The sequence below is a fragment of the Pseudomonas sp. 22072 genome, assembly GCF_052046095.1.
Classification (GTDB): Bacteria; Pseudomonadota; Gammaproteobacteria; order Pseudomonadales; family Pseudomonadaceae; genus Aquipseudomonas; species Aquipseudomonas paracarnis.
Genome location: NZ_JBQEQE010000041.1, coordinates 1 through 26192, shown reverse-complemented (window position 1 = coordinate 26192; position 26192 = coordinate 1). Strand labels below are relative to the sequence as shown.

Here is a 26192-nt window from a genome sequence, read left to right as displayed (position 1 = left end):
CCAGGAAACCGGCTTCGACGGCCAGCGCACCGCCTACGCCTACGACCTCAACGGCAACCTGCTGGAGAAGACCGAATACGGCGACGATAACAGTCAGCTAATCACCCGTTACGAGCGCGACCACGCCGGACGCCTCGTCCGAAAAACCCTGCCCGACAGCAACGTTGTCGACTATACCTACGACCGCCAGGGCAACCTCCTCAGCGTCGAAGACGGTCACTGGGCGTTGGCCTACGAATACGACCGCCAAAACCGCCTCACCGCCGAACACCAAGGCTGGGGCACCCTGCGCTACGGCTACGACGCTTGCGGCCAGCTGAAAAACCTGTGTCTGCCGGATAATAACCGCGTCACCTTCAACCACGACAAAGGCGGCCACCTCGCCACCGTCGAACTCAACGGTGAAGTGCTTACCTCGCACCTATTCAAGAGCGGTCGAGAGCATCAGCGCCAGCAAGGCCAAGTGCTCAGCCACTACCACTACGACGACCAACACCGCCTGCACGCCCACGCGGTAACGCAGCAACAAAACCACCTCTACCAACGCCAATACGACTACGACAAATCCGGCAACCTCACCCGCCTGCTCGACACCCGCAAAGGCGAACACCTTTACCGCTACGACCCCCTCGCCCGCCTGACCCGCGCCGACCACTCCCAGGACGTACAGGAACGCTTCGCCCACAACCCGGCCGGCAACCTGCTGATGCAAGACCGCCCCGGCCCGGACATCGTTGCGGCCAACCGCCTGATGATCCAGGGCGACCGCCATTACGACTACGACGCCTTCGGCAACCTCATCCGCGAGCGGCGCGGCAAAAGCCAGCAACTCGTTACTGAGTACCGCTACGACTGCCAGCATCGGTTAATCAGCATCACAAAGCCGAACGGCGAAACCGCCAACTATCGCTATGACCCGTTTGGGCGGCGCATCAGCAAAACCGTGGACGACAAAACCACCGAGTTTTTCTGGCAAGGCGACAAGCTGATTGCCGAACACCATGCAGAGCGCCATCGCAGCTACCTCTACGAACCCGACAGCTTCCGCCCATTGGCGCTGTTGGAAGGTTTCGGTCCACAAGCCACCACGCCCTACCACTACCAACTCGACCACCTCGGCACCCCGCAGGAACTGACCAGCCCCGAAGGCGAAATCGTCTGGTCCGCCCACTACCGCGCCTACGGCCAGATCGCCCGGCTCGACGTGGGCAAAGTCGACAATCCACTACGGTTTCAAGGGCAGTATTTCGATCAGGAAAGCGGCCTGCACTACAACCGCCATCGCTACTACAATCCGGATATTGGCCGCTACCTGACACCGGATCCGGTGAAGTTGGCGGGTGGGATCAATGGGTACCGGTATGTGCCCAATCCGACGGGATGGGTAGACCCGCTAGGCTTGAATTCATGCCCTGGCGGTGATGGGTGTAAACCCAGTAATAGCGCCCAAAACCCTGCGGCAAGTGTTAACCATGGAGAACCGGCCCTACCGCGACTGACCCGCGCGCAGCGGCAGGCGAGAATTGATGAGCTAGCAGAATCAAATGCTCATCGGCGATTATCAGAGCTTGAAGCGTCAATTCCAGGGGCACACTTTTTAGAAAAACATGGTGCGCAGACGTCACTAGCGTCTCAGCTAGAACGAGTGATAACAGCCAGGAACCCAACCACAGGGGAAATAGAAACGTTCGAAAGAGGCAGGAGAGCCGGACAGCCAAGACCTCCGAGTGCCGCCACACATTTCCTGACTCATAGAGACCAATTAAATGCGATTGACCGAGCAATTTTAATTTTCAAGCTCAATGGCCGAGCAGCGGTTCCTGCATCAATGGATATGGGGAAGGTTATAGGCGAAGGGTATAAAAGGGATGGATTAGAATATGGAAAACAGAAAAAAGCCGTTGTGCATTTGAATGAAGACGGCAAACCCATTACTGCTTATACGGACTTTTAAAAATGAAAAGACAACCGCAACTATCAATCCTTAAAGGATTGTTATTTACCTACTGCATCGAAAACACTAGAAATTTCGAAAGAGAAGAAATCATCGCATCAAAAAATATTAACAACCCAAGAGAGCTAACAGAGCTTTTCGATGCTTTAACCAAGCCAGAATTTTACACGTATACGTCAGAGGAGCAGAGTTGGTTCATAGAAACCATTAAGCATTATCTTTTAACCGACGAAAATTTCGACTCAGTCTTCTACCTTTTCGACACTTACTTCGAAGATGAAATCATCGACAAAAGAGCCTTTATGAGAACATTACTTGAATGTCTAATTCGTTATCACGCTGAAGCGACAGCAGACGAGTAATCCAACAAAACAAAGCAAACACAACGCTCAAATCAACAAAGATCAAATGTGGGAGCTGGCTTGCCTGCGAAAGCGGTAGTGCAGTAACACATGCAGCGACTGAAACACCGCCTTCGCGGGCAAGCCCGCCACAGGGGATCTGCGTTTGCCGGACGGGCATTCCTCCCCCATTCAAACCCGATTCGTTCTGCAATCCAGTGTTCTGATCAGCGCTTGGAAAGCTCCATGATCATCCGACTCAACAAATAAACCCGCGGCACCACACTCTCCACCTCGGCATATTCCTCCGACGTGTGAATATTGCCCCCCACTATCCCAAACCCATCCAGCGTCGGCGTGCCTACACCGGCGGACAAGCTGGCATCCGCCGCACCGCCGCTGCCTTCGATGGTCAACTTGCGTCCCAGTTCGCCATAAATCCCTTGGGCAATCGCTACCAACTTATCCGACTCGGCGGTCTGCGGCATCGGTGGCAGGCCGCGCTGCAGGCTGGTTTTCACTTCGGTTTCCGGGATCAATTTGTTGGCTGAAACCCGGGCCAGGTCTTTCTCGATCCGGTCGAACTCTTCCGGCAAGGCCGCACGCACGTCGGCCTTGGCGGTGGCTTGGTCAGGGATAACGTTGGTGCGGTCACCGGCCTTGAGCACGGTGAAGTTGATGGTGGTTTTCTTGTCTTCATCGCCGAGTTTGCCCAGTTGCAGGATCTGGTGCGCGGCTTCCATGGCGGCGTTGCGTCCCAGTTCCGGGGCGACGCCGGCGTGGGCGGCCTTGCCTTTGACTTCGACCACCGCGGTGGCGCTGCCTTTGCGCCACACCACCAGGCCGTCGGCAGGGCGGCCGGGTTCCAGGTTCAGGGTCACGTCGTGGCCCTTGGCAGTGTTGCGGATCAGTTCGGAGGCGGCGTCGGAGCCGGTTTCTTCGCTGGCGTCGAGCAGGAAGGTGATCTGCGCGTAATCCTTGAAGCCCTGGCTTTTGAGGACCTTGAGCGCATAGATGCCCGCAACGATGCCGCCCTTGTCATCCATCACGCCGGGGCCGTAGGCGCGGCCGTCCTTGATGTGGAAGGGGCGCTCGGCAGCCGAGCCTTCCTTGAATACGGTGTCCATATGGGCCATCAGCAGGATCTTGGCCTTGCCGGTGCCTTTGAGGGTGGCGACCACATGGCTATTGTTGGCGGCTTTATCCGGCACCAATTCGATGGTGAAACCCAACTGTTTCAACTCATTCACGGCGATATCGCGCACTTGGGTCAGGCCCGGCTCGTAGCCTGAACCCGAGTCGATATTCACCAGGCGCTCCAGCAGCTTCAAGGCTTCGGCCTTGTATTGTTCGGCCTGTTGCTGGATCTGTTTATGAGGCTCGGCGCTGTAGGCCGGCAGGCTGAAAGACAAGGCCAGGGTAGCGGCCAAAAGGGTACGCGGGAACGTGAAGAGCATGGACCGATCCTTGTTTTTTGTTGGAAGGTGCCCCGCCACCCTACCCCACTAAACTGACCGCAACCAACTGCCCTGTACCGAACTGACCCGGTTGCGCCCGCTGCTCTTGGCTTCGTACAGCGCCTGGTCGGCATCGTTGAGCCAACTGATGGAGTCGGCGTGGCTAGGCTGGTACGGCGCCAGGCCGATGCTCAGGCTCACTCGCAGTGTCGGGTCCTGGGCGTAGGCCAAGGCGTTGAAGCGACTGCGCAATGCCTCCATCACCTCGGTGGCACGGTTGAGGGGCATATCGGGCAGGATCACGCAGAACTCATCACCGCCATAGCGCCCGGCCAAGTCGTTGGTGCGCAGGTTCTGGCGCAACACCTTGCTCAGTTGGCGCAGGACGATATCGCCAGTCACATGGCCGTAGGTATCGTTGATGGTCTTGAAGTGGTCGATGTCGATCAACGCGATGGCGGCACCGCCCGGGCCACGGCGGCAGCGTTGAAACTCGAGGTCCAGATGGTCCTTCCAGGCGCCGTGGTTGAGCAGGCCCGACAGGCTGTCGGTGCGGCTCAAGGCCAGCAGTTCACGTTTGTGGCGGGCCAAGGTGACGGCCTGGCGGTAGCAGATCCAGCCCAGGGCCAGGGGATACAGCATCAGGATCGGCAGGCAGGCATACAGCTGGGCCTGGGTGGTCACGGCGATAAATCCTGGTGTGAACAGCAGCAACGCGGTGCCCAGCCCCAGTGCCTGCGCCACCCAACCCGCGAACAGGAAACGCGGCCCGCCGATGGCGACGTTGTTCATGCTCATCATCGACAGGGTGGTGACGCTGGGCAGCGGGTTGAAGTGCATCGCGCCAACCCAGAACCCACCGCAAAAGGAATCGAACAGCAGGCTGCGGCGTTCGCTGCGCAAGGTATTGGCCGAGCGCAAAGAACATTGAAAAGCCAGGTGCGGCCACGCAAAGGCATTGATCAGCATCCAGGCCCACACCCACAGGGACGGATTCAACGGATACATGCCGAACGCCACGCACACAAAGCCGAGCGTCAGCCCCAGCACGCGAGATTTGTACAAGCGCAAAGCGAGCGGAAGTCCTTTTCCTCCGACGGCTGGCATGGTGGGGGCGATCCTGGGTGAATGCCTGGAGTCTATCAGGGCGACGTCAAATCGCCACTACCGCTTATTGGCTAATACTTCAGTGCGAAAACCCACGCGCCAGCATCAAGGCGACGCCCAGCAGCAACACGGCCGTGATTCGCTGCAACAACACCCGCCGCTTGGGGTTTTCCAGCACGTGTTTGATGCGCTGGCCGAAATAGCAATACAGGCAGCCGCTGGCAAATTGCAGCAGCAGGAAGGTCAGGCCAAGGATGGCGATGTCCGCCGCCGAACTGTGTTCACCGGCGCCGGCAAACTGCGGGAACACGGCGCTGAACATGATGATGGTCTTGGGGTTGGAAAACCCGGTCAACAGCCCTTTGCCAAACAGGCTGCGCGCCCCCTCGACCTTGTCGGCGTTGTTGATCGACACGCCGCTGCTGGTCCACTGCTTGTAGGCCAGGTAAAGAATGTAGGCCACCCCGACAAACTGGATGGTCTGGGTAATGGCGAGGTTGCCCTTGATCAATTCCGAGAAGCCGACGGCAAAGATCAGGATCGAAATCAGGTACGACACAGTGGCGCCGACCTGCGCCGGGATCGAACTGCGCAGGCCGTCCTTCAAGCCCAGGCTCAACAACAGCAACGTCATCGGGCCCGGACTGAAGGTCATGGTGGCGCAAAACAACAGAAAGTAGAGAAATGAAGACAGGGTTAACGCACTTGTCATGGCCAGCACCTTGAATAAAAAGAAACAGCAGCAACAGGGCGAACGCGGCCAGCGCTCGCCCCCGGCCGATCAGGCGACAGCGATTTCGGTGGTCAGGGAGTCGCGGTACATCACCGCCAGGTCAGCCAGGGCAGCCTTGGCGGTCTGGTTGCGGGTTTCAAACGCGACCAGCCCCTTCCAGTTGGTCTCGACAATGGCCTGCAGCACATCGGCGTAATCGCAGTTGCCGTCATGGATGCCGAAGTGCTGGTCTTGCACGCCGTTGTTGTTGCTGAAGGAAATGCCCTTGATCAAGTGGTGGTATTTGCGCACCACTTCTGCCGGCAGGCCGTTCTCGATGTTGGCGTGGCCGGCATCGAGGAAGAAATACACATTGCTATGGGCTTGCAGGCGCTCGAACACAAAGGCGTATTCGGCTTCATGGGTAAAGATGTAGTGGAACGGCCGATAGTTGACGTAGTTGGACAGGTTCTCCAGGTAGATATCCGTGCCCTTGGCCTCGGCATAGCGCGCCAGTTCCTGCACCGACTTGAGATAATGCTCCAGGGCAACCTTCTTGGCCATCAGCACCATTTTCGGCTCGACGATGCAACCACCGTGAATGATCAACGGCGCGCCCAGGCGGCTGGCGATATCGATTTCTTTTTTGACGTACTCCACGGCCGCACTACGGAAGGCTTCGACATCACTGCCCAACGGCGCCTTGAAGTTGCCATGGAAAACCGGCTTGACCCCCGTGGCCGCGATTTGCGCCTGCAGGCTCTCGATACGCGCCTCGGTCCAGTCATCGACCATTTCGCCGAACAGGCTGCCGTCGATGTACCAGTGGGTGCAGTCACCTTCGATGGCGGTTTGCAGGCCCTTTTCGGCGCCCAGGTATTTCTGGTGGGCCACACCGGTGCAGAACGGGACGGTGGCGTTGATCAGTTTGCTGTTCATGGGACGATTCCTTTCGTTGATGGAGTGTCAGGCGAATTGACGTTCAGGAAGATTGATGGCCATGAAATCGGCCTTGGTCACGCCGCAATCCGGGCATGTCCAATCTTCAGGCACCTCTTCCCAAGGGGTGCCTGCGGGAATTCCGTCCTCCGGAATACCCAGTTCTTCTACGTACATAAAACCGCAGGGTGCGCACATATAAGTCTTCATGGAAATGCAAAATCCATTGCTCAGGTGTAGGAAATATCGCCATCTCCTGGCGAGATGCCGCGCAGTCTAGGGGAGTGGCATTGCGCAAGGCAGGTAAAGTGGTGCCTAATCCGGCCTAACTTCACCGGTAAAATCACCGGCAAACACAAGGAAGCGTCATGTTTGTATCCGCCATCGCTTTCGTAGAAGGCACGCCCAAGGTCCAGCAGATCGTCGAGGCGTTCAGCCAGGCCATCGAAAATGGCGAATGGGCACCGGGCAGCAAACTGCCATCCGTGCGTGAACTGACCCAGGTCCTCGGCGTCAGCAAGTTCACCCTCAATGAGGCACTGGACCGCCTGCGCGGTCGCCACCTGCTGACCTCGAGCCAGGGCCGCGGCTACTTCGTGGCGATGGACAGCACCCGCCCTGCCTCAGTGACCTGGGTGGACCTATTGCCCCAAGACCTGCTCAGCGTATTGCGCCGGCCCTTGGCCACCGCCAGTGGCGAACTGCGCCCCGGTGGCGGGCACTTGCCGGAGGATTGGCTCAATGGCGAAGCGATCCGCCAGGCCATGCGCAGCGTAGTGCGTGCGCCGTCACTGCGTATCGCCGGGCTGGGCACGCCGGCGGGGCTGTTGCCGTTGCGCCAGGCGCTGCAACAGAAACTGCACGGCGAAGGCTTGTCGGTACCGGTGGAACAGATCATCACCACACCCAATACCGTGCAGGGCCTGGACATGCTCATGCGCCTGCTCGCACGCCCCGGCGACACGGTGCTGCTCGACGCGCCGTGCTACTTCAACTTCCACGCCAACCTGGCGCTGCACGGCGTCAAAGTCGTCACCATTGCACGCCGCCCCGACGGCTTTGACTTCAGCGCCCTCGAACAGCTGCTGGCCGAACACCGCCCCAGCCTGTATCTGACCACCAGCGTGTTGCACAACCCCACCGGCCACTCCTTCAGCCCCAGCCAAGCGTTTCGCCTGTTGCAATTGACCCAGCAGTACCACTGCCACATCGTCGAGGACGACCTCTACGGCGACCTGCACCCCAACCCTCCCCCACGCCTGGCCGCCGTCGCCGGGCTGGACCAGGTCACCTACCTGTCGGGGTTCTCGAAGATCCTGAGTGCCAACACCCGCGTCAGCTATGTGGTGGCCGCCCCGCAACTGGCCGCCAACCTGACCAACATGAAATTGATGAGCGGCGGCGTCACCTCGGAACTGTTCGAACAGATCGTCTACCGCATGCTCAGCGAAGGCAGTTACGCCAAGCACCGCAAACGCATGGTGCAGCGCCTGATGGAAGCCGGTGGGCGCGTCGAACAATGGCTCAAGCGCTGCGGGTGCGAACTGCCCATGGCGTATGAAGGCGGGATGTTCATCTGGGCACGCCTGCCGCCTGGCGTGAACGGCGAACTCCTGGCCCAGGAGGCCCTGAAACGCAGCATGGTACTGGCACCTGGCGCGCTCTTCGGCTACGACCCGGCCCACCGCGACTCAATGCGCTTCAATGTGGCCCACAGCGACGAACCACGGGTACAGCGGGTGTTTGAGGCGCTATTGCTGCACGGTGTTGCACAAAGCAATCCCCGCGCAAAAAAGTGATACACGACCACGATGCAGCGCGCCTGCCTACCTGACCGGCATCAAGGCAAGTCAGGACCTCGGTGCCTCAGGTACATAGGCGTCGCCCTGGGCAACCAGGAACTTCTTGCGATACGCCGCCGGCAGCATCCCCACCCGTTGCTGGAACAGACGCCGAAACGAGTTGCTGTCCTCATAGCCCACGGCATACGTGATGCTGGCGAGGGTCATGCGTGTTGACTCCAGCATCTGCTTGGCTCGTTCCAGGCGCAGGGTTTGCAGGTAGCCAATCGGCGTACAACCAGTGGCATCCTTGAAACGCCGCTTGAAATTACGCACGCCAAAACCAAAGCGCCGGGCCACCTCATCGATCGCCATTGACTGCGCAAAGTGCTGCTCCAACCAATGCTGCACACGCAGGATCTGCGCATCACCGTGGCTTTTGGACAGCGACCACATCGCGTAGGCCGACTGCTCGGTGCGGCCGGCATCGATCAGCAAGTACTTGCCGCAGGTATGAGCCAGCTCCGGCGAGCCGAAACGGCGGATGAGGTGCAGCATCAAGTCCATCGCCGCCGTAGCGCCCCCGCACGTGATCAGGCGATTGTCTTCGCAAAGGATCTGCCCCTCATCCAGGCTGACTTGGGCATATCGACGCCGGAAGAACCCGGCAAATGCCCAGTGAGTCGTCGCACGCAAGCCGTGCAATAGCCCGGTCTCGGCCAGCATGAAGGCCGCCGTGCACATGGAAGCCAACACGGCGCCCTGCCCATGCTGCTCACGCAACCAGGGGCCGTAGGCAGCAAACGTCGGCATAGCTTCCTTGAGGGTAAAGAGAAACCCGGGAATCAGCACCAGGTCGGTGTGCGCGATCTGCGCCAGTGAGCCCTGCACCTGCAAGCGCTGCCCGCCCCATGCTGTCACCGGCTGGCCGTCCATAGACGCGAGCATCACCTCAAACGGCGGGCTGTCAGCGAACAGATTGGCCGCACTGAGCATCTCCATGGCCAGGGTGGCACTGGCAGCGGAACATTGATCCGCCAGGAGCAAGGTGACATGCATGTAAAAACTCCGGCTTGCACTTTTCGCATGTAATAAGTCATTTACGCATCTACCTTAGCCGATTCCGCCCCCGTACAGTGCGGCCATTGATCAACTGTCTGGCGTTTTTATGAATCTCTGGTTTCGATTACTGCACATGCTGTTGCGCCGCCCCTGGCGCAAACCGGTTCACGGCCTGGCTACCACGGTGGTGCGCATGCGGGTCTGGCCGCTGGACCTGGACCTGAACCGGCATGTCACCAATGGCCGGTATTTCACCCTGGCCGATGTGGCGCGCATGGATTTTGTGCTGCGCACCGGCGCCTTTCGCGTGGCACTGCGCCACAAGGCCATGCCGATAGTCGGCGATACCTGGGGCAAGTTTCGCCGGGAATTGAAGCTGTTCGAAGTATTCGAAGTGCACACTCGCATTCTCGGCTGGGACCACAAGTGGAACCTGATGGAGCACCGCTTCGTCAGCAATGGGCGGGTGGTCGGCGTGGTGGTGATGCGTGGGCTGTTTCGATCCGCCAAGGGCACCCTGCCCCCGGCCGAATTCATCCGCGAGTTGGGCTTGGACGAGACCTCACCGCCGATGCCGCAATGGTTGAGCGACTGGGCACGCAGTTGCGATGAGATGAGTGCGCAATTGCGCGAGGAAGAGCAGGTTTAAAACCCCCTGCTAAGCCTCGCGTTTGAGTTTCAGATGCCGCGCATACCATGGCCGTTGCGGCACACGTTTGAACAGCCCCTTGAGCAGCTCTTCATCGGCACCGAAGGTAATGCGCAGGGCCAGCTTCATGATCTCCGGGTCCATTTCCATCGAGCGCCCCTGTTGCAGCCCCGGTGTGGTACTGCAGCCATGGGTGTCCGGGCCCAGCCACGGGTCACCTATTTCCACCCAGCGGCCTGGCGCAAACCAGGCCACGCCGTTGACTTCCAGTCGGCTCACCTCGCCTGGGTTGAAGCGCTCGTGAGCACGAAACCAGTCTTCGATGCGGTCATCGATCCAGCCGTGGAAATGCCAGAACACCGGGTTTACATGGGATGAAAACGGGTCGCCCAGAAAGTCATTCTCCGGCGCATACCAACGTGCGGCAAAGTCCGCGGGGTCACGGGCGAAGGGTACCGGGGCGCCGTTGGACGGGTCGCGGGGCACCGAGGCCCAGCGCATATGCAGCCAATCGTGCAGGCCCAGCTCCATTTCCGAGCCCAACTGGCCCAGGGTCAACTTGGCCAGGTAGCGCGGGTCACGGTATTGGGATTCCCACACCTGGAAGTTGCTGTGGTAGGTCTCGGCCGCCTTGATATCGCTGACCCACTGGGTGTAGTCGGCGTCATCTGGCGCTGACCAACAGGGCGGCAGCGCGAAACCGTCGTGGTTGTCGAAGTAGCGCACAAAGCCCAGGCGATCGCGCTCCAACGGCGGTTGCGGCGCGGGGAATTGCGGCCAGGAGGGCAAGTCCTGCATGGAACGTGCGGTGCCGAGCATGTGGCGGTGCATGAAGAAGAAGTCGATGCCCGAACCATTGCGGTCCTTGCGCTTGCCGCGGGCGTCGCGTTCCTGTCCACGGGGCCCCGGTTGCCAGCCGATGCCGCGCAGGGCCTCGCGTTTTTCTTCGGAGAGCTTGTGCCATTGGTCGCGGGTGGCGTGCCACAGTTGGTGAAACAGGCGGTGCTCGGGAGAAATCAGCCAGGCCAGCAAGGTCGGGTTGAGGCCGATGCGCTGGCGGGCTTCGGGGAACAGTTGTTTGTGGGCGATAAAACGGTTGTCGCGTTCGGTCAGCGCCAGGGGCCGCTCAAGGTCGAGGATGTGCCCGCTGAGGGTGGCGCTGCCGGCATTGCCGAAATCGGCCCAGACTTCATCCAGGGTCATCTTGAATTCATAGGCCGGCACGCCGCCGGCTGAATCGCGGTCGATCAAGCGCCAATAGAGCACGGCGCCCTCGCCCGTCAGCACATCACCCAAGACCCGATAGCGCGGCTCGCCTTCAGCGCGCAGCTGCTCGGCGGTGTCCAGGTAACCGCGCAGGCCACGCCCACGGGGAGCGATGTCCAGCAGCAACTCCAGGCCATGCAGCGGCAGGCCCGCAAGGCCCGCATCGCGGCCTTCCAGGCGCAGGCTCCAGACGCCCCGCAGGGTGTTCGCCAGGTGCTGGCCCTGGGTGTCAGCGAGGTCGACCGTAGCTTCGCCGGGGGTGATAGGAAACTCTTCTTCCCGCGTCAACTCGCGATGGGCATAAAAGGCCGCGGGCACGGCTGCACCGGTCAGCGCCAGGCCTGCGATGAACCCACGTCGAGAGATTGTCATTGGCTACCTTAGGAAACAGCTTGATCAGAGCTAGAACGTTTGCAACCCGATGAAATTTACCGCCCTGCCCCCGCCACCTAAATTTCCCCCGTCATCGCTCGTCCTTCCCTGATAGCAAAGGCCTCAACTGACTGAGATGGCAATGACAAAATCACGTTCGAAAAAGGCGCTGTATATCGGCCTGCCGCTGGCCCTGGCTATCGGCGCCGGGGCTGGCTTGCTGGTCTGGGATCAGTGGTTCAAGGGCAACGCCGGCTACCCGCTGGAGGTGATCAAGCAGGCCAATGAAATGCAGGATCGCCTGTTGTCATTTGACAGCCACATCACCCTGCCCCTGGATTTCGGCACGGCGGGCAACGAGGCCGACAAGGATGGCAGCGGCCAGTTCGACTTGGCCAAGGCCGCCCGCGGTCGATTGTCGGGCGCCGCGCTGACGATCTTCGGCTGGCCGGAAATCTGGAACGGCGCCAACGCTCCGCACAAACCCACCGATGGTTTTGTCGAAGAGGCCCGCCACGAGCAGGAGGTGCGCTACAAGATCATCTCCGGCATGGTGCGTGACTTTCCCAACCAGGTGGGCATTGCCTACACCCCGGACGATATGCGCCGCCTGCACGGCGAAGGCAAGTTCGCGATTTTTATCAGCATGCTCAACGCCTACCCCCTGGGCAATGACCTGAACCAGCTGGACCTGTGGGCCGCACGCGGCATGCGCATGTTCGGGTTCAGCTACATCGGCAATAACGCCTGGTCCGACTCGTCACGCCCGCTGCCGTTTTTCAATGACTCCCCCGACGCCCTTGAAGGCCTGTCGCCGATCGGCCAGCAGGCGGTGCATCGTCTCAATGACCTGGGCGTGATCATCGATGTGTCGCAGATGTCGACCAAGGCCCTGGAGCAGGTCGCGCAGTTGAGCCGCACGCCGATGGTGGCGTCCCATTCGGCGCCTCGGGCGTCAGTGGATATCCCGCGCAACCTCAGCGACAAGGAACTGCAACTGATCAAGAACAGCGGCGGCGTGGTGCAGGTGGTCGGCTTCCCCGCTTACCTGCGCCCTTTGAGCCAGCCGACTCAGGACAAGCTCAACGCTCTGCGCGCACGCTTTGACCTGCCGCCACTGCCCAACCTGGCCATGGCCTTGATGCCCGGCGATGCAATCATTGCCGCCTGGCCCGAGCAACGCTTCGGCCAATATGCCAGCGCGCTGTACGGCATTCTCGAGGAAGAACCCAAGGCCACCCTCAAGGACCTGGGGGATGCGATTGACTACACCGTGCGCAAGATCGGCATCGATCACGTCGGCATCGCCTCGGACTTCAACGACGGCGGCGGCCTCCAGGGCTGGGAGAACGTCGGCGAGGTGCGCAACGTCACTGCCGAACTGATCCAGCGCGGCTACTCCGAAGCCGATATCGCCAAGCTGTGGGGAGGCAACTTCCTGCGGGTGTGGGACCAGGTACAAAAAGCCGCCAAACCCTTGGCCAACCGCTAACTACTCACGAAGTAAGTCCATGACCGACCGCCGTACATTTCTCAAGCAGGCCGGCGTCTTTGCCGCGAGCCTGCCGCTGGGCACCGCGTTGCTGCCTCAGGCAGTAGCCGCCGTTACGAACGACCCATGGACGGGATTGAAGCAACTGTTCAACCAAGACCCCAATTACCTGCACTTTTCCAACTTTCTGGTGGCCTCGCACCCCAGGCCCGTGCGCGAGGCCATCGAACGCTACCGCCAACAGATCGACCGCAACCCTGGCCTGGCCATGGACTGGGACCTGCAGGAAACCTGGAAGCGTGAGGGCCAGGTACGCGAGTGGGCCGGCCGCTACCTGAACGCCACGCCAGCGCAGATCGCCCTCACCGGCAGCACGTCCGAAGGGCTGGCGATGATCTATGGCGGGATCAAGGTGCGCGCCGACCAGGAAATCCTGACCACGGTGCATGAGCATTACGCCACCGCGTTCAGCCTGGACTTCCGGGTACGCAAGGAGCACACCCAGGTTCGCAAGATACGCCTGTTCAAAAACCCCAATCAGGTCTCGGCCGATGAAGTGCTGGGCAACATCCAACGCAACATTCGCCCCAACACCCGCGTGCTGGGCATGACCTGGGTGCAATCCGGCAGCGGCGTAAAACTGCCCATCGGTGAGATCGGCAAGCTGGTGGACGAACACAACCGCAACCGCGACGAGCCGGACCGCCTGCTTTATATCGTCGATGGTGTGCATGGCTTCGGCGTGGAAGACCTCGACTTCCCCGCTATGCACTGCGACTTCTTCATCGCTGGCACCCACAAGTGGATGTTCGGCCCGCGGGGCACCGGCCTGGTGTGCGCCCGCGAGACCGAAAACAAATTCGTCACACCGATGATTCCGACCTTCTCCGAAGACAAAAACTTCGCCACGACCATGACGCCCGGCGGCTATCACGCCTTCGAACATCGCTGGGCCGCCGACGAAGCCTTCAAGCTGCACCTGCAACTGGGCAAGGCGCCGGTGCAGGCACGTATCCATGCCCTCAACACCGAACTCAAGGACCAACTGCTGGCCCACCCGCAGATCGAACTGGTGACACCGCGCAGCCCCGACCTGTCAGCCGGATTCACTTTCTTTCGGGTCAAGGATCAGAACAGCGATGCCGTCGCGGCCTACCTGATGAAAAACCGCGTGGTGGTGGACGCGGTGGACCGTGACGTTGGCCCGGTGATTCGCACCTCGCCGGGCCTGCTTAACAACTCCGATGAGATCCAGCGCTTCATGACCCTGCTGAGCCAGCGGTTATGACCCCTTTTCCCTTTGAACGAGACGCCTCCATGATGCCATCCCGACTCAAACCGCTCACCGCATTGGCACTCACCGCCCTGTGCGGCGCCCTGCTGCCCGGCCTGGCCCAGGCCGCTGCCCCACAACCGGGCAAGGTCTTCAAAGACTGCAAGGACTGCCCGGAAATGGTGGTGCTTCCCGCCGGCACCTTCACCATGGGTACGCCGGACGACGAAGTGGGCCGCGAGCCTGACGAAGGCCCGATGCACGAGGTGACCTTCGCCAAGCCGTTCGCCATGAGCCGCTTCCATGTCACCGCCGGCGAATGGGACAGCTACGTGCGCCAGACCGGGGTCAAGATCGCCAATGGCGACGACCGCCCCGGCCGCGAATGCATCGCCAGCAAGCCGCGCTATCCCCAGGGGCCACGGCAGCCGGCGGTGTGCATGGACATGGACGACATCAAGCAGTACGTGAGCTGGCTGTCGAAGAAGACCGGGCACACGTACCAGATGGTCAGCGAAGCCCAACGCGAATACGCCGCCCGCGCCGGCACCACCGGCCCGTTCCCCTTCCCGTTCGACGAAGGCAAGGGCTACAGCATCGCCCAGCACGCCAACACCTACGGCCCGGCGGACGGCTACAGCTATTCGTCGCCCGTGGGCAGTTACCCCCCGAATGCCTTTGGCATGTATGACATGCACGGCAATGTGTATGAGCGGGTGGCTGATTGCGAGCATCCGAACTACGTCGGCGCGCCAACTGATGGCAGCGCCTGGGTGGAGCCCAACTGCGAGGCCTACCAGATCCGTGGTAATGACTGGGGCGAGGCGCCGGTGTTTTCACGCTCGGGCAATCGCAACAACATCTACCCGCAGACTCGCGGGGACTGGATCGGCTTTCGGGTCGTGCGCGAGCTCTAATACCTTGTAGGAGCGAGGGGTACGCCTAGTTCTTGCTCGCGAAAAACTCATAAACGCCGCGTGTACTCAGGAAGCACGCGTCATCGTTGACGTTTTTCGCGAGCAAGCTCGCTCCTACAGGGCTAGCGTCCGCAGGTTCAGCCTTGTTTGGCCAACAGCTCCAAGCCTTCATGCAGCGCCGGGAACAGGCTGTTGTTGAAGTTGTTCCAGCGCAACTCAAGGATGGTGTCTTCGGGCGAAATCTGGGTCTTGAGCACGTCGTGAAACACCTCTCCCGAGTCGATGCCGTTATCCACGTAGTGGAATGACGCACCGGTCCAATACAACGGCTCGCACGCCTGAGTCGCTTTGGTTGCCCAGTCGGTGATCGCCTGCCCACGTGCGCCGTACAGCGCATTCCAGGTGGCGTACGCCCCACGGCGTTCGTAAGGCGATTCGATGCGAGTGATGCCCGGATGAATGTTCATGATGCGCCGCGCAAACGGCGCACCCGGGCGCACCAGTTCGTCGAGGATCACCAGCAAACCATCCAGCACCACGATGTCAGCCTTCAACTCCACCAGGGTGTCATGCAGCCGACGCTCGAAATCCTGCTTGCCGGCGACATGTTCGGCGCTGCCTCGTGGCAGACGACGATAGGTCGACGGCACGCTGAGCAGCAGGTCGTTGACCAACGTGCCCTGCACACGCAAGTCCGCCGGGTACAGCCACTGGCGACCCGGCTGGTAGGCGAAGCCGTAGTCCGCCACCAACTGCTGGTCCCGCGGGTTGTGCTCATCGTCGTCATACACCACGCCTACGAGGTTGTAAGCCTCGCCCAGCGACGTGTCGTTGAGCGAGCCCACCAGAAACTCCAGCACCGATTTCATATAGCGCTCGTGGTCTTTATAGGCCACCGGCTGCCCCGCCTTGTCGGCGGCGGCATTTCTCAGGGACCAGACATACACCAGGTTCTTTTTCGTCATGTGTTTCGCTCTCGCTCAAAGGGCCACGCACGGCATTGATACACGTGCGCCTACAGAACAAGAACGAACCAGGCCCCGGGCAATTTATCGCTCACTGCCACCGCCCGGCACGCCGCGCTAAATAGTCACGCCACAGCTTCGTTTGTCATGGGTAAGGGTCTGTGTGCCCAGCCCCCTCTTTTCACTTTCCGGGAAGTATTTATGACCGACCCCAAGCGCGGCGCCTTCAAAGGTTTGCTCGCATTGCTCAGGCCCTTTCGCACCATCGTGACGGTCTCCGTCGCCCTTGGCATGGCGGGCGGCCTGGCCATTACCTTGCTGTTGGCGACGATTAACAATGCCCTGCATTCGGCGGGGGGGATGACTCAGGGTGTGGTGTTGACCTTCGCCGCGTTGTGCGTGGTGGCGCTGGTCAGCTCGATCATTTCCGACATCGGCACCAACTACGTCGGGCAACGGATCATTGCCGCCCTGCGCAAGGACCTGGGTGAAAAGGTGCTGTCAGCGCCCATCGGGCAGATCGAGCAATATCGCTCTCACCGCCTGATCCCGGTGCTGACCCACGACGTGGACACCATCAGCGACTTTTCCTTTGCCTTCACGCCCCTGGCCATCGCCGCCACCGTTACCCTGGGATGCCTGGGTTACCTGGCTTACCTGTCCGTGCCGATGTTCCTGATGATGGTGGTCGCAATCATCATCGGCAGCGCCGTGCAATTCATCGCGGGCGGCAAAGGCATCCAGGGCTTCGATCTGGCCCGCAGCCACGAAGATGAATTGCAGCGTTACTACAATGCGATTGCTTCGGGAGCCAAGGAACTGCGCATGCACCGTCCGCGGCGGTTTCGCATGAACACCCACCGCATCCAGGAAACCGCAGACCGCATCAGCGATATCCAGGTGCGTTCAGTCAACATCTATATCCTGGCCAAGACCTTTGGCTCGATGCTGTTCTTCGTGGTCATCGGCCTGGCCCTGGCGATGCAGGCCTACAACCCCAACCCCGACCCCACGGTGATTACCGGCTTCGTGCTGGTACTGCTGTATATGAAAGGCCCGTTGGAGCACCTGCTGGGTTACTTGCCCGTGGTTGGCAAGGCGAAGATTGCCTTCGGGCGCATCAGCGAACTGTCGGAACGTTTTTCTTCGCCCGAGCCCCACTTGTTGATGGACGACAGTGAAGCGCCGAAGCCTGTGGTCAACAGCCTTGAACTGAGCGGCGTCAGCTACAGCCCGCCAGCGGTTGAAGGCAGCCAACCGTTCCACCTGGGGCCGATCAACCTGAGCATCAAGCAAGGCGATATCGTGTTTGTCGTGGGCGAGAATGGTAGCGGCAAGACCACCCTGATCAAGCTGCTGCTGGGCCTGTATCCACCTCAGGCGGGTGAGATCCTGCTCAACGGTACAGCGGTGACCGACCCAGAGCGCGACGATTATCGCCAGTTGTTCACCACGGTGTTTTCTGACTATTACTTGTTCGATGACCTGGTACAAGGCAGCGCCACCCAGTCCCTGGACAGCGCCACCAAATACCTTGAGCGCCTGGAAATCGCGCACAAGGTCAGCGTCAAGGACGGCGTGTTCAGCACCACTGACCTGTCCACCGGCCAACGCAAGCGCCTGGCCCTGGTCAATGCCTGGCTGGAAGAGCGCCCGGTACTGGTGTTCGACGAGTGGGCCGCCGACCAGGACCCGGCCTTCCGCCGCATCTTCTACACCGAGCTGCTGCCGGACCTCAAACGCCTGGGCAAGACCATCATCGTGATCAGCCACGATGATCGTTATTTCGACATCGCCGATCATCTGGTGCGCCTGCGCGCCGGTCAGGTGGTGCATGAGATGGAGCCTGCATGAAGTACCGGAATAATTTTTTCCGGTTTTGCGAAGTAGGAACGTCTCACTAGTGGTAATGAGAACTAACCTCAATAAACACTTAGAATTGCCCACTTAAAACATAGAAGAGAAAGCATCCATGCCAGCACGACTCGGTCTCAGCCCCCTGAGCAAAGCGCTATCCATGCGCCGGGCCCTGAACATCAACCTCTTGCCCAGTGCCTTGGCGTTGGCTGTGTCGATGCCGATTGCAGGCTATGTGCAGGCCCAGGAGATCGAGTTGAATATTCCTGCGCAGTCGCTGGGGAGCGCACTGCAGGAATTTGGCCGCCAGACCAATGTGCAAGTGCTCTACAGCCCGGGCGATGTGCAGGGCAAGAACAGCCCCGCCGTCAAGGGCAAGATGCAGCCGCAGCAGGCCATAGCTGCATTGCTGGCCGGTAGCCAGACTACCTATAACCTCAATGGCAATACCTTGACCGTCACTGCTGCTGGTAGCGGTGGCGGGCTGGAGCTGAGCCCGACGCAAGTCACTGGCAACATGCTGGGTAACGTCACCGAGAATACCGGCTCCTATACGCCAGGCTCGATTGCCACCGCAACGCGCCTGGTCCTGACGCCCAAGGAAACCCCGCAATCGGTGACCGTGGTCACGCGTCAGCACATGGACGACTTTGGCCTGAACAGTGTCGACGACGTGATGCGCCACACGCCGGGCATTACCGTTTCAGCCTTCGATACCGAGCGCAGCAACTACTACGCTCGTGGTTTCTCTATCAACAACTTCCAATATGACGGGATCCCTTCCACCGCGCGCAACGTGGCTTACTCGGCGGGGAACACGCTGAGCGACATGGCGATCTACGACCGTGTTGAAGTACTCAAGGGCGCGACTGGCCTGCTGACCGGTGCTGGTTCACTGGGGGCCACCATCAACCTGGTACGCAAAAAGCCGACCTCTGAGTTCCAAGGTCATGCCACGCTGGGTGCCGGTTCGTGGGACAACTACCGCAGCGAGTTGGATGTGAGTGGCCCGCTGACCGAGACCGGCAATATCCGTGGCCGGGCCGTCGCCGCCTATCAGGACAAACACTCGTTCATGGACCGCTACGAGCGCAAAAGCCCGACTTACTACGGCATCATGGAGTTCGACCTGTCTCCCGATACCCTGCTGACAGTCGGCGGCGATTATCAGGACAGCCTGCCGAAAGGCTCATCCTGGTCGGGCAGTTTCCCATTGATCGACGCCCAGGGTAATCGCAACGACGTCAAGCGCTCGTTCAACAACGCGGCCGACTGGAGCAGTTGGGAGCAATACACCCGCACCGTCTTCGCCATGTTGGAGCACGACCTGGGGGATGGCTGGATAACCAAACTGCAACTGGATCACAAGATCAACGGCTACCACGCACTCATGGGTTCCATTCAGGGTGACACCCCGGGATTGGATGGTAAGTCACAGCTGACTTCGGGCAAATACACCGGTGAAACCGTCAGTGACTCCGCCGATCTGTATGTGAGCGGCCCCTTCAGCCTGGGAGGCAGGGAGCATGAACTGGTATTCGGCGGTTCCATCAGCGCTTCGGAATGGAATGGCAATGGTTACTGGAACCTCGCCCCCAACCTGGTGGACTTCAATAACTGGCACGGCAACGCACCGCAACCTGATTGGGGCAAACCACAATCGAAAATCGACGACACCGTCCGCCAGACCGGCATGTACATGACAACACGGCTGAACCTTGCTGACGACCTGAAGCTGCTGCTCGGTGGCCGGGTAGTCAACTACACGGTGACCGGCTACAACCCTACCTATCGCGAGTCAGGACGCTTCGTACCTTATGTCGGTGCGGTGTACGACCTGAATGACACCTACTCGGTTTACGCCAGCTACACCGATATTTTCATGCCCCAGGAAAGCTATAACCGCGACAGGGACAACAAGCTGCTTGAGCCGGACGAAGGCCAGAATTGGGAGTTGGGTGTAAAGGCCGACTTCCTGGATGGTCGTGTAAACGCCAGTGCGGCCTACTTCGAGATCCATGAAGACAACCGTTCCGTTTCGGACGATGACTACAACAACTTGAAACCTACCCCCTCGAACTACGCGTTCAAAGGCACCCAGGCCGTGACGAAGGGGTACGAGCTGGAGATGTCCGGCGAACTGGCTCCGGGCTGGCAGCTCCAGGCTGGCTATACGCACAAGATTGTGCGTGACGACAAAGACGTCAAGATTTCCACTTTCGAACCCGAAGACCAGGTCAGCCTGTACACCACTTACAAGCTCAAGGGTAATCTTGACAAGTTGACCGTTGGCGGTGGCGCTCGCTGGCAGAGCGTTGGCTGGCAGAATATCTATAACTCTCCCCGTGGTGGCTACGAGGAGTTCTCTCAAGAAGCGTACTGGTTGGTGGACCTGATGACCCGTTATCAATTCACTAAAAACGTGTCGGCGACGCTGAACATCAACAACGTTTTCGACAAGTCTTATTACACCAACATCGGCTTCTACAATTCTGCCGCTTATGGTGAACCCCGTAACTTCATGCTCAGCACTCGCTGGGACTTCTAAAGCAGGATCAGACGCCCCGAGGCAATGACTGCCCGGGGCGTTTTGTTTGTCCGAATACTATAGAGAGGGCCATAAAAAAGCCCCCAGTCGCTCAAGGTGACTGGGGGCTTTTCATATTGGCCTCTGGTCAGCTCATCGCGGCAGCGAAGCTATGGACGAACTCTGCGTTATCGATTAATCGGTCATGGCTGGTCTCGATCAACACTGAGCGCTCGATCGTTGATTGCACTGCAACTTCCAGCATGCTCGCCTCAATCAATTGATGATGTACCCCAGTACGACTCAAGGTCGCCCACCAGCAACTTATCGGTGCCTTGATCGCCTTGAAGTCGGCCTCGTGCAGGCGCTGCCCGAGAATGCGGTCAACCTCCCAGGAGATCTGCGCTTCGTGGCCACTGAGCAACTCATCCTTGAGCTCGCCAAAACGCGAGCCCAGGGTTTCCTCGGCCCAGTGGCTGAATGCAGTCCATTGCTCGCCTTCTGCAGCCTCTAAGCATTGCAGCTCGGACCAGTGGGCATGAATCTGCTGGGAGAACTCAGGGAACATCACCTCCAACAGTTCCACACGCCGTTCATTGGCAGAAATATCTCTTTCGTCAACCATCACCGCCGTATCCCAAAACGGCTTGACCCACTGCGGCGGGGATGCGTCGATCCAGCCAACACACTCGACCTGTCGGCCCGCCTGCTCCAGGCCATAGGCGACTTCCATCGCCAGGTTGCCCCCCAGCGACCAACCGGCCAAACGGAACGGACCCTCGGGCTGAGCCTTCAACAATTGCGTCGTGTAGTCCTCGACCATTGCAGCCCAGGCTGGCACCTCGCTGCCCTCCTCGGCCAAGGCGCGACACATCACCCCCATCACCGGCCTGTGCTCACGCAACGCAAGGGCAATCGCCTTGTAACAATGCACCGAGCCATAGCTGGGATGGAACAGGTACAACGGTGTTCCACGGCTTTGACTGTTGAGCCTCACGATCAACGAACTGCCAGCGCTTCCCTCAAGGCAAGCCGCCTGCCCTGCGACGCTCGGATTGAGCATCAACTGACTCACCGACAGCTCCACGCCAACAGCTTTGCGGATGCGCTCCTTGAGCATCAGGACCAGCAACGAATGCCCGCCCAACTCGAAGAAGTTATCTTCGACACTCACCTGCTCAAGCTCCAGGACTTCGCGCCAAATGGCTACAAGTGTTTGCTCCAGCGTATTGCGCGCTGCGACGAAGTGCCGTTCGTGCAAGTTTGAATCCGGCGCAGGCAAAGCCTTGCGATCCAGTTTGCCGTTGGGGCTCAGTGGCATATGGTCCAGCAGTACCCACTGCGCAGGCACCATGTAGTCCGGCACATGTGCCAATAAATGAGTGCTCAGTACATCACGCCAGGCGAGTGTCGAATCCTGCAGCACCAGATAGCCAACGAGAAACTTGCCTCCATGCACTTGCACCGAGGCTTCGCGCACCAGTGGATGCTCCAGCAAGCGCGCCTCGATCTCACCCAGCTCTATGCGCAAACCGCGTAGTTTTACTTGATGATCCAGGCGCCCGATGTATTCGATCACGCCATCCCTGCGCTGTCGCACGCGGTCGCCGGTACGATACAACCGCGTGCCAGGCTGGAACGGGCACGGTACAAACCGCTCTGCGGTCAGGCTGGGACGTCGATGGTAACTGCGTGCCAGCCCGACGCCCCCCAGGTACAACTCGCCCGCAACGCCCACCGCGACTGGCTGCAACTGCGCATCCAGCACGTAAGTGCGCAGATTGGAAATGGGTCTGCCAATCGGCACGCTGTCACGATGCTCATCGACGCACGTCCAGTGAGTCACATCAATCGCAGCCTCGGTCGGTCCATACAGGTTGAACAAGCCTGTATTCGGCAGCTCGGCGAATACGTGTTGCTGCACCCCCACCGGCAAGGCTTCGCCACTACAGATGATACGGCGCAACCCCTGACAGCTGGCCACCTGTGAATCCTGCAGGAATGCGTGCAGCATGGAAGGCACGAAATGCAGGGTGGTCACTTGGTGCCGATTGATCAACCCCACCAACTTCGATGGATCCCGATGATCTCCAGGGGCCGCTACCACCAGCCGTGCACCGGTCATCAAGGGCCAGAAAAACTCCCATACCGACACGTCAAAACTGAACGGTGTCTTTTGCAACACCGTATCTTCGGCGCCGAGCGTATAAGCCTGTTGCATCCATAGCAACCGATTGGTCAACGCACAGTGACGGTTACCCGCCCCTTTCGGCTGGCCGGTGGAACCGGAGGTGTAAATGACGTAAGCGAGATTTTCCGCGTCTACGGCCACATCAGGATCGGTATCGGCATACTCGCTCAACCAGTGATCGTCGGGCTCGACCACCAGACAGTGCGAGGGCGCGCTGACCGGTAAGGCTTGTAACAAATGCGCCTGCGTCAGCAGCAGCGGTACGTTGCTGTCTTGCAGCATGTAGGCCAGGCGTTCGCGCGGGTAGTCCGGGTCCAGCGGTACATAGGCGCCACCTGCCTTAAGCACAGCCAGAAGTGCTACCACCATTTCAATGGAGCGTTCCATCGCCACACCTACCAACACATCAGGCGCGACACCGGCCTGGATCAAGCGGTGCGCCAATCGATTGGCTCGTGCATTCAACTGCGTATAACTCAGTGTCTGAGCGCCAAACACCAAAGCCTGGGCATTCGGTGTGCGCCGCACTTGCACTTCGATCAGCCTCTGCACGCTGTCTTCCAACCGATAATCCTGCGCTGTGTCGTTCCACTGTTCGACTATCACCTGATGCTCAAGCGGTTCCAACAGCGGTAGCTGAGCGACACGTTGGTGAGGGTCATCCAACATGGCCTGCAACAGGTTCTGCCAATGGCGCGCCATGCGATTGGGCGTGGCGGCATCGAACAGGTCGGTCGCATAAGTCAGGGTTGCCCATAGCCCATCGACGGTTTCCTGTGTGTCCAGGCTCAAATCGAACTGCGCGGTTTGCGTGCCCCACTCCAAGCCTTCAATCCTCAGGTCGGGTAGTTGCTGGCTCGTACTGGCTAGACGCGCTTGACTCTGATGATTGAAAAGCACCTGAAACAACGGATTGCGGCTCAAGCTGCGTTCAGGTTGCAGGGCTTCGACCAATTGCTCGAACGGCAAGTCCTGATGGCTTTGGGCGTCCAACGCCCGGTGCTTGGCCTGCTGCAACAGCTGGGTGACCGTCAGCTGCGCATCGAAATCGCCCTTTAGCACTTGGGTGTTGACGAAAAAACCTACCAGGCGCTCGGTTTCGACCCGGTTACGATTCGCAATAGGCACACCCACGCGAATATCCTGCTGCCCGCTGTAGCGGTGCAGTAGAGCCTGGAACGACGCCAACAAAACAATGAACAGCGTGACATCCTCACGCTGCGCCAGGGCCTTGAGCCCCGCCACTAATGCCGGTGCAAGCTTGATCTCCAGGCTTGCACCACGAAAGCTCTGCACCGAAGGTCGCGGCCGATCAAGGGGTAGCTCCAACACTGACGGCTCACCGCCAAGCAGAGCCTGCCAGTAACCCATTTGCCGATCGCGTTCACCACCCGTCATCCAGTCACGCTGCCACTGGGCATAGTCAGCATATTGAATCGGCAATGCCGGCAGTTGCAGGTCCTGGCCCTGGCTGTAGGCGGCATAAAGTTGCACCAACTCATCCACCATCACCTGCATTGACCAGCCATCGGAAACGATATGGTGCTGCACGAGCACCAACACATGGTCGTCTTCGGCCAGGCGCAACAAGGTTACGCGCAGCAACGGCCCTTGCTGCAGATCGAAAGGTTGCGCGATCTCGGTCTCTACCCGACGCTGCAGGTCCGCCTCATTGACCTGCTCATGAAGGATGGCCACAGTGCCGTTTTCACGGATTATCTGGAAGGCCTGCCCTTCGTCCTGATGTACCTGCGTTCGCAGGCTTTCATGACGGGCTACCAGACTGTCGAAACTGCGTTGCAAAGCCGCATGATCCAGCCAGCCACGCAAGCGCAAGGTGCTGGGTACATGGTAGGCCGCACTGTGCGGATCCAATTGCCAGAGAAACCACTGGCGCTCCTGGGCATAAGACAGCGCCAACGGCTGTTGACGGCTGACCGGCAGGATCTGAAGCACACTTGCCTGTGATTCATGGGAGTTGCACAGGGTCTCGACAAACCCCTGCAGTCGCGGTTGCTCAAACATTGTTCTGAGGGGTACTTCCCGACCCAACAGTTGACGCAGGCGGGAAATTACCTGCATCGCCAATAATGAATGCCCCCCCGATTCAAAAAAGTGATCGGCCAGACCGACACGCTCCACGCCCAGGATCTGGGCCCAGATGGCCGCCACCTGTTGCTCCAACTCGCTCTCGGGCGCCACATACACCTGCTGCATCTGGCTCACATCCGGCAGCGGCAAGCCCTTGCGGTCGAGCTTGCCGTTGGGGGTCAGCGGCATACGCTCAAGGAACATCAAATGCGTCGGCACCATGTAGTCCGGCAAGCGGGTTTTCAAGGCGCGCCGCAAGGTTTCGCGACCGTTTGATTGAGCGACAGCATCATCCAGGAGCGTCGGGTCCAGTGGTACGACATAGGCCACCAGTTGTTTGCCGGTCGGCCCCTCCTGAGCCACCACCACGGTTTCACCGACACTGGCTTGCTCACGCAAGCGCGCTTCGATTTCCCCCAGTTCGATACGGAAACCGCGGATCTTCACCTGATGGTCGACACGCCCCAGGTAATCCACCACGCCATCCGGACGCCCGCGGGTCAGGTCACCACTGCGATACACGCGACTGCCGGGCTTGCCGAACGGGTCCGGCACGAAACGCTCGGCAGTCAGTGCCGGGCGCTCCAGATAACCCCGGGCCACGCCCTCGCCGCCCAGGTACAACTCGCCGGCTACGCCGATGGGCTGCAGGTTCAGTTGCGCATCCAACACGTAGCCACTTCGGTTGCCCAACAAGGTGCCGATGGGCGCGTAGACAGCTCCGCAAGGGTCGCCCTTGCGTGCCTTCCACAGCAGCGGCGTGACCACGGTTTCGGTCGGGCCGTAGCCGTTGAACAGGTATTCAGGCTTCAGCGCGCGCCACGCCAGGTCATAGCTGGCTTGAGCAACGGCATCACCACCGAAGCAGTACACCCGCACTGCCGGCGGGTTGCCGTCGCGCTCGGCATGTTCGGCCAACTGTTGCAGGTACACCGGTGGGAACACCGCCATGGTCACGTTATGGCGATGCATCTGCTCGTAGGTGTATTCCGGCAGCCACAGGCTGTCGTCACGGATCAACACGCTGGCGCCGTTGATCAGCGGGTGCATCCAGCCTTCGTGGGAGCCGTCGAAAGCGAACGACATGAAGTGCAGCTCGCAATCGGCCGGCGAGGTTTCATAGCGCTCGCCGGTAGCGATGATATGCGCCACCAGCGGGCCGTGTGACACCGCCACGCCCTTGGGCAAACCGGTGGAGCCGGAGGTGTAGATCACGTAGGCAAGGTTGTCGCCGTCCAG

Annotated in this window: 18 protein-coding genes; 9 read left to right on the top strand and 9 right to left on the bottom strand. The window is 59.9% G+C overall.

The features are described 5' to 3' along the window. Both ACTJLA_RS25420 and ACTJLA_RS25415 read left to right on the top strand, forming a co-directional pair. Nucleotides 1-1954, top strand: a 1954-nt coding sequence (locus tag ACTJLA_RS25420; RefSeq protein ID WP_440842375.1) for an RHS repeat domain-containing protein, incomplete at its 5' end; no start/stop codon positions are given. A gap of 2 nt (nucleotides 1955-1956) precedes the next feature. Beyond that, nucleotides 1957-2316, top strand: coding sequence for a hypothetical protein (locus tag ACTJLA_RS25415; protein ID WP_127881656.1), 360 nt, complete (start codon nucleotides 1957-1959; stop codon nucleotides 2314-2316). Between the two features lie 206 nt (nucleotides 2317-2522). On the opposite strand, the gene ACTJLA_RS25410 is transcribed toward ACTJLA_RS25415, so the two are convergent. From ACTJLA_RS25410 to ACTJLA_RS25390, 5 genes are all read right to left on the bottom strand, one after another. Next, nucleotides 2523-3752 (bottom strand): M20/M25/M40 family metallo-hydrolase, encoded by a 1230-nt coding sequence (locus ACTJLA_RS25410; protein WP_314544284.1) that lies wholly within the window; start codon nucleotides 3750-3752, stop codon nucleotides 2523-2525. 48 nt (nucleotides 3753-3800) lie between these two features. Next, nucleotides 3801-4859 (bottom strand): diguanylate cyclase, encoded by a 1059-nt coding sequence (locus ACTJLA_RS25405; protein ID WP_057977142.1) that lies wholly within the window; start codon nucleotides 4857-4859, stop codon nucleotides 3801-3803. Nucleotides 4860-4938: 79 nt separating this feature from the next. Further along, nucleotides 4939-5571 (bottom strand): LysE family translocator, encoded by a 633-nt coding sequence (locus tag ACTJLA_RS25400; protein WP_054918636.1) that lies wholly within the window; start codon nucleotides 5569-5571, stop codon nucleotides 4939-4941. Nucleotides 5572-5640: 69 nt separating this feature from the next. After that, a complete protein-coding gene (locus ACTJLA_RS25395; RefSeq protein ID WP_034127732.1) occupies nucleotides 5641-6510 on the bottom strand; it encodes a sugar phosphate isomerase/epimerase family protein in 870 nt (289 codons plus the stop codon). 27 nt (nucleotides 6511-6537) lie between these two features. Next, complete coding sequence (locus ACTJLA_RS25390) at nucleotides 6538-6720, bottom strand: rubredoxin (protein WP_014718115.1); 183 nt, start codon at nucleotides 6718-6720, stop codon at nucleotides 6538-6540. A 158-nt stretch (nucleotides 6721-6878) separates the two neighbouring features. On the opposite strand from ACTJLA_RS25390, the gene ACTJLA_RS25385 reads away from it, so the two are divergent. Next, a complete protein-coding gene (locus tag ACTJLA_RS25385) occupies nucleotides 6879-8309 on the top strand; it encodes an aminotransferase-like domain-containing protein (RefSeq protein WP_072448862.1) in 1431 nt (476 codons plus the stop codon). Nucleotides 8310-8360: 51 nt separating this feature from the next. Here ACTJLA_RS25385 and ACTJLA_RS25380 read toward each other — a convergent pair whose 3' ends face one another. After that, nucleotides 8361-9350, bottom strand: coding sequence for a GlxA family transcriptional regulator (locus ACTJLA_RS25380; RefSeq protein ID WP_259039135.1), 990 nt, complete (start codon nucleotides 9348-9350; stop codon nucleotides 8361-8363). Between the two features lie 109 nt (nucleotides 9351-9459). Between ACTJLA_RS25380 and ACTJLA_RS25375 the strand changes: the two genes are divergently transcribed. After that, nucleotides 9460-10002 carry a thioesterase family protein gene (locus ACTJLA_RS25375; RefSeq protein WP_054918639.1) on the top strand — a complete coding sequence of 181 codons (543 nt, stop codon included), beginning with the start codon at nucleotides 9460-9462 and terminating at the stop codon, nucleotides 10000-10002. A gap of 9 nt (nucleotides 10003-10011) precedes the next feature. Here ACTJLA_RS25375 and pvdP read toward each other — a convergent pair whose 3' ends face one another. Then, a complete protein-coding gene (gene pvdP, locus ACTJLA_RS25370) occupies nucleotides 10012-11640 on the bottom strand; it encodes a pyoverdine maturation tyrosinase PvdP (RefSeq protein ID WP_440842371.1) in 1629 nt (542 codons plus the stop codon). 142 nt (nucleotides 11641-11782) lie between these two features. On the opposite strand from pvdP, the gene pvdM reads away from it, so the two are divergent. The 3 genes from pvdM to pvdO are packed head-to-tail and all read left to right on the top strand — an operon-like array spanning nucleotide 11783 to nucleotide 15322. Then, complete coding sequence (gene pvdM / locus ACTJLA_RS25365) at nucleotides 11783-13132, top strand: pyoverdine-tailoring dipeptidase-like protein PvdM (RefSeq protein WP_072448866.1); 1350 nt, start codon at nucleotides 11783-11785, stop codon at nucleotides 13130-13132. Between the two features lie 19 nt (nucleotides 13133-13151). Continuing rightward, the gene (gene pvdN, locus ACTJLA_RS25360) at nucleotides 13152-14420 is read left to right on the top strand and encodes a pyoverdine-tailoring periplasmic protein PvdN (protein ID WP_294173447.1); all 1269 of its coding nucleotides are present in this window, start codon (nucleotides 13152-13154) and stop codon (nucleotides 14418-14420) included. Nucleotides 14421-14449: 29 nt separating this feature from the next. Next, nucleotides 14450-15322 (top strand): dihydropyoverdine dehydrogenase, encoded by an 873-nt coding sequence (gene pvdO, locus ACTJLA_RS25355; RefSeq protein ID WP_034127738.1) that lies wholly within the window; start codon nucleotides 14450-14452, stop codon nucleotides 15320-15322. A gap of 137 nt (nucleotides 15323-15459) precedes the next feature. Here pvdO and ACTJLA_RS25350 read toward each other — a convergent pair whose 3' ends face one another. Continuing rightward, a complete protein-coding gene (locus ACTJLA_RS25350) occupies nucleotides 15460-16287 on the bottom strand; it encodes a N(5)-hydroxyornithine transformylase PvdF (protein ID WP_314544305.1) in 828 nt (275 codons plus the stop codon). Nucleotides 16288-16488: 201 nt separating this feature from the next. On the opposite strand from ACTJLA_RS25350, the gene ACTJLA_RS25345 reads away from it, so the two are divergent. Together ACTJLA_RS25345 and ACTJLA_RS25340 are read left to right on the top strand one after the other, a co-directional pair. Beyond that, nucleotides 16489-18141 (top strand): cyclic peptide export ABC transporter, encoded by a 1653-nt coding sequence (locus tag ACTJLA_RS25345; protein ID WP_294173443.1) that lies wholly within the window; start codon nucleotides 16489-16491, stop codon nucleotides 18139-18141. Nucleotides 18142-18259: 118 nt separating this feature from the next. Beyond that, nucleotides 18260-20692, top strand: a complete 2433-nt coding sequence (locus ACTJLA_RS25340) for a TonB-dependent siderophore receptor (RefSeq protein ID WP_216360142.1) — start codon at nucleotides 18260-18262, stop codon at nucleotides 20690-20692. 127 nt (nucleotides 20693-20819) lie between these two features. On the opposite strand, the gene ACTJLA_RS25335 is transcribed toward ACTJLA_RS25340, so the two are convergent. Then, nucleotides 20820-26192, bottom strand: a 5373-nt coding sequence (locus tag ACTJLA_RS25335) for an amino acid adenylation domain-containing protein (protein ID WP_440842367.1), incomplete at its 5' end; no start/stop codon positions are given.

What these genes read in the sequence shown, in the direction of transcription:
- ACTJLA_RS25415 (WP_127881656.1), top strand. Translation starts at nt 1,957, where the DNA reads ATGAAAAGACAACCGCAACTATCAATCCTTAAAGGATTGTTATTTACC.
- ACTJLA_RS25410 (WP_314544284.1), bottom strand. Translation starts at nt 3,752, where the DNA reads ATGCTCTTCACGTTCCCGCGTACCCTTTTGGCCGCTACCCTGGCCTTG.
- ACTJLA_RS25405 (WP_057977142.1), bottom strand. Translation starts at nt 4,859, where the DNA reads ATGCCAGCCGTCGGAGGAAAAGGACTTCCGCTCGCTTTGCGCTTGTAC.
- ACTJLA_RS25400 (WP_054918636.1), bottom strand. Translation starts at nt 5,571, where the DNA reads ATGACAAGTGCGTTAACCCTGTCTTCATTTCTCTACTTTCTGTTGTTT.
- ACTJLA_RS25395 (WP_034127732.1), bottom strand. Translation starts at nt 6,510, where the DNA reads ATGAACAGCAAACTGATCAACGCCACCGTCCCGTTCTGCACCGGTGTG.
- ACTJLA_RS25390 (WP_014718115.1), bottom strand. Translation starts at nt 6,720, where the DNA reads ATGAAGACTTATATGTGCGCACCCTGCGGTTTTATGTACGTAGAAGAA.
- ACTJLA_RS25385 (WP_072448862.1), top strand. Translation starts at nt 6,879, where the DNA reads ATGTTTGTATCCGCCATCGCTTTCGTAGAAGGCACGCCCAAGGTCCAG.
- ACTJLA_RS25380 (WP_259039135.1), bottom strand. Translation starts at nt 9,350, where the DNA reads ATGCATGTCACCTTGCTCCTGGCGGATCAATGTTCCGCTGCCAGTGCC.
- ACTJLA_RS25375 (WP_054918639.1), top strand. Translation starts at nt 9,460, where the DNA reads ATGAATCTCTGGTTTCGATTACTGCACATGCTGTTGCGCCGCCCCTGG.
- pvdP (WP_440842371.1), bottom strand. Translation starts at nt 11,640, where the DNA reads ATGACAATCTCTCGACGTGGGTTCATCGCAGGCCTGGCGCTGACCGGT.
- pvdM (WP_072448866.1), top strand. Translation starts at nt 11,783, where the DNA reads ATGACAAAATCACGTTCGAAAAAGGCGCTGTATATCGGCCTGCCGCTG.
- pvdN (WP_294173447.1), top strand. Translation starts at nt 13,152, where the DNA reads ATGACCGACCGCCGTACATTTCTCAAGCAGGCCGGCGTCTTTGCCGCG.
- pvdO (WP_034127738.1), top strand. Translation starts at nt 14,450, where the DNA reads ATGATGCCATCCCGACTCAAACCGCTCACCGCATTGGCACTCACCGCC.
- ACTJLA_RS25350 (WP_314544305.1), bottom strand. Translation starts at nt 16,287, where the DNA reads ATGACGAAAAAGAACCTGGTGTATGTCTGGTCCCTGAGAAATGCCGCC.
- ACTJLA_RS25345 (WP_294173443.1), top strand. Translation starts at nt 16,489, where the DNA reads ATGACCGACCCCAAGCGCGGCGCCTTCAAAGGTTTGCTCGCATTGCTC.
- ACTJLA_RS25340 (WP_216360142.1), top strand. Translation starts at nt 18,260, where the DNA reads ATGCCAGCACGACTCGGTCTCAGCCCCCTGAGCAAAGCGCTATCCATG.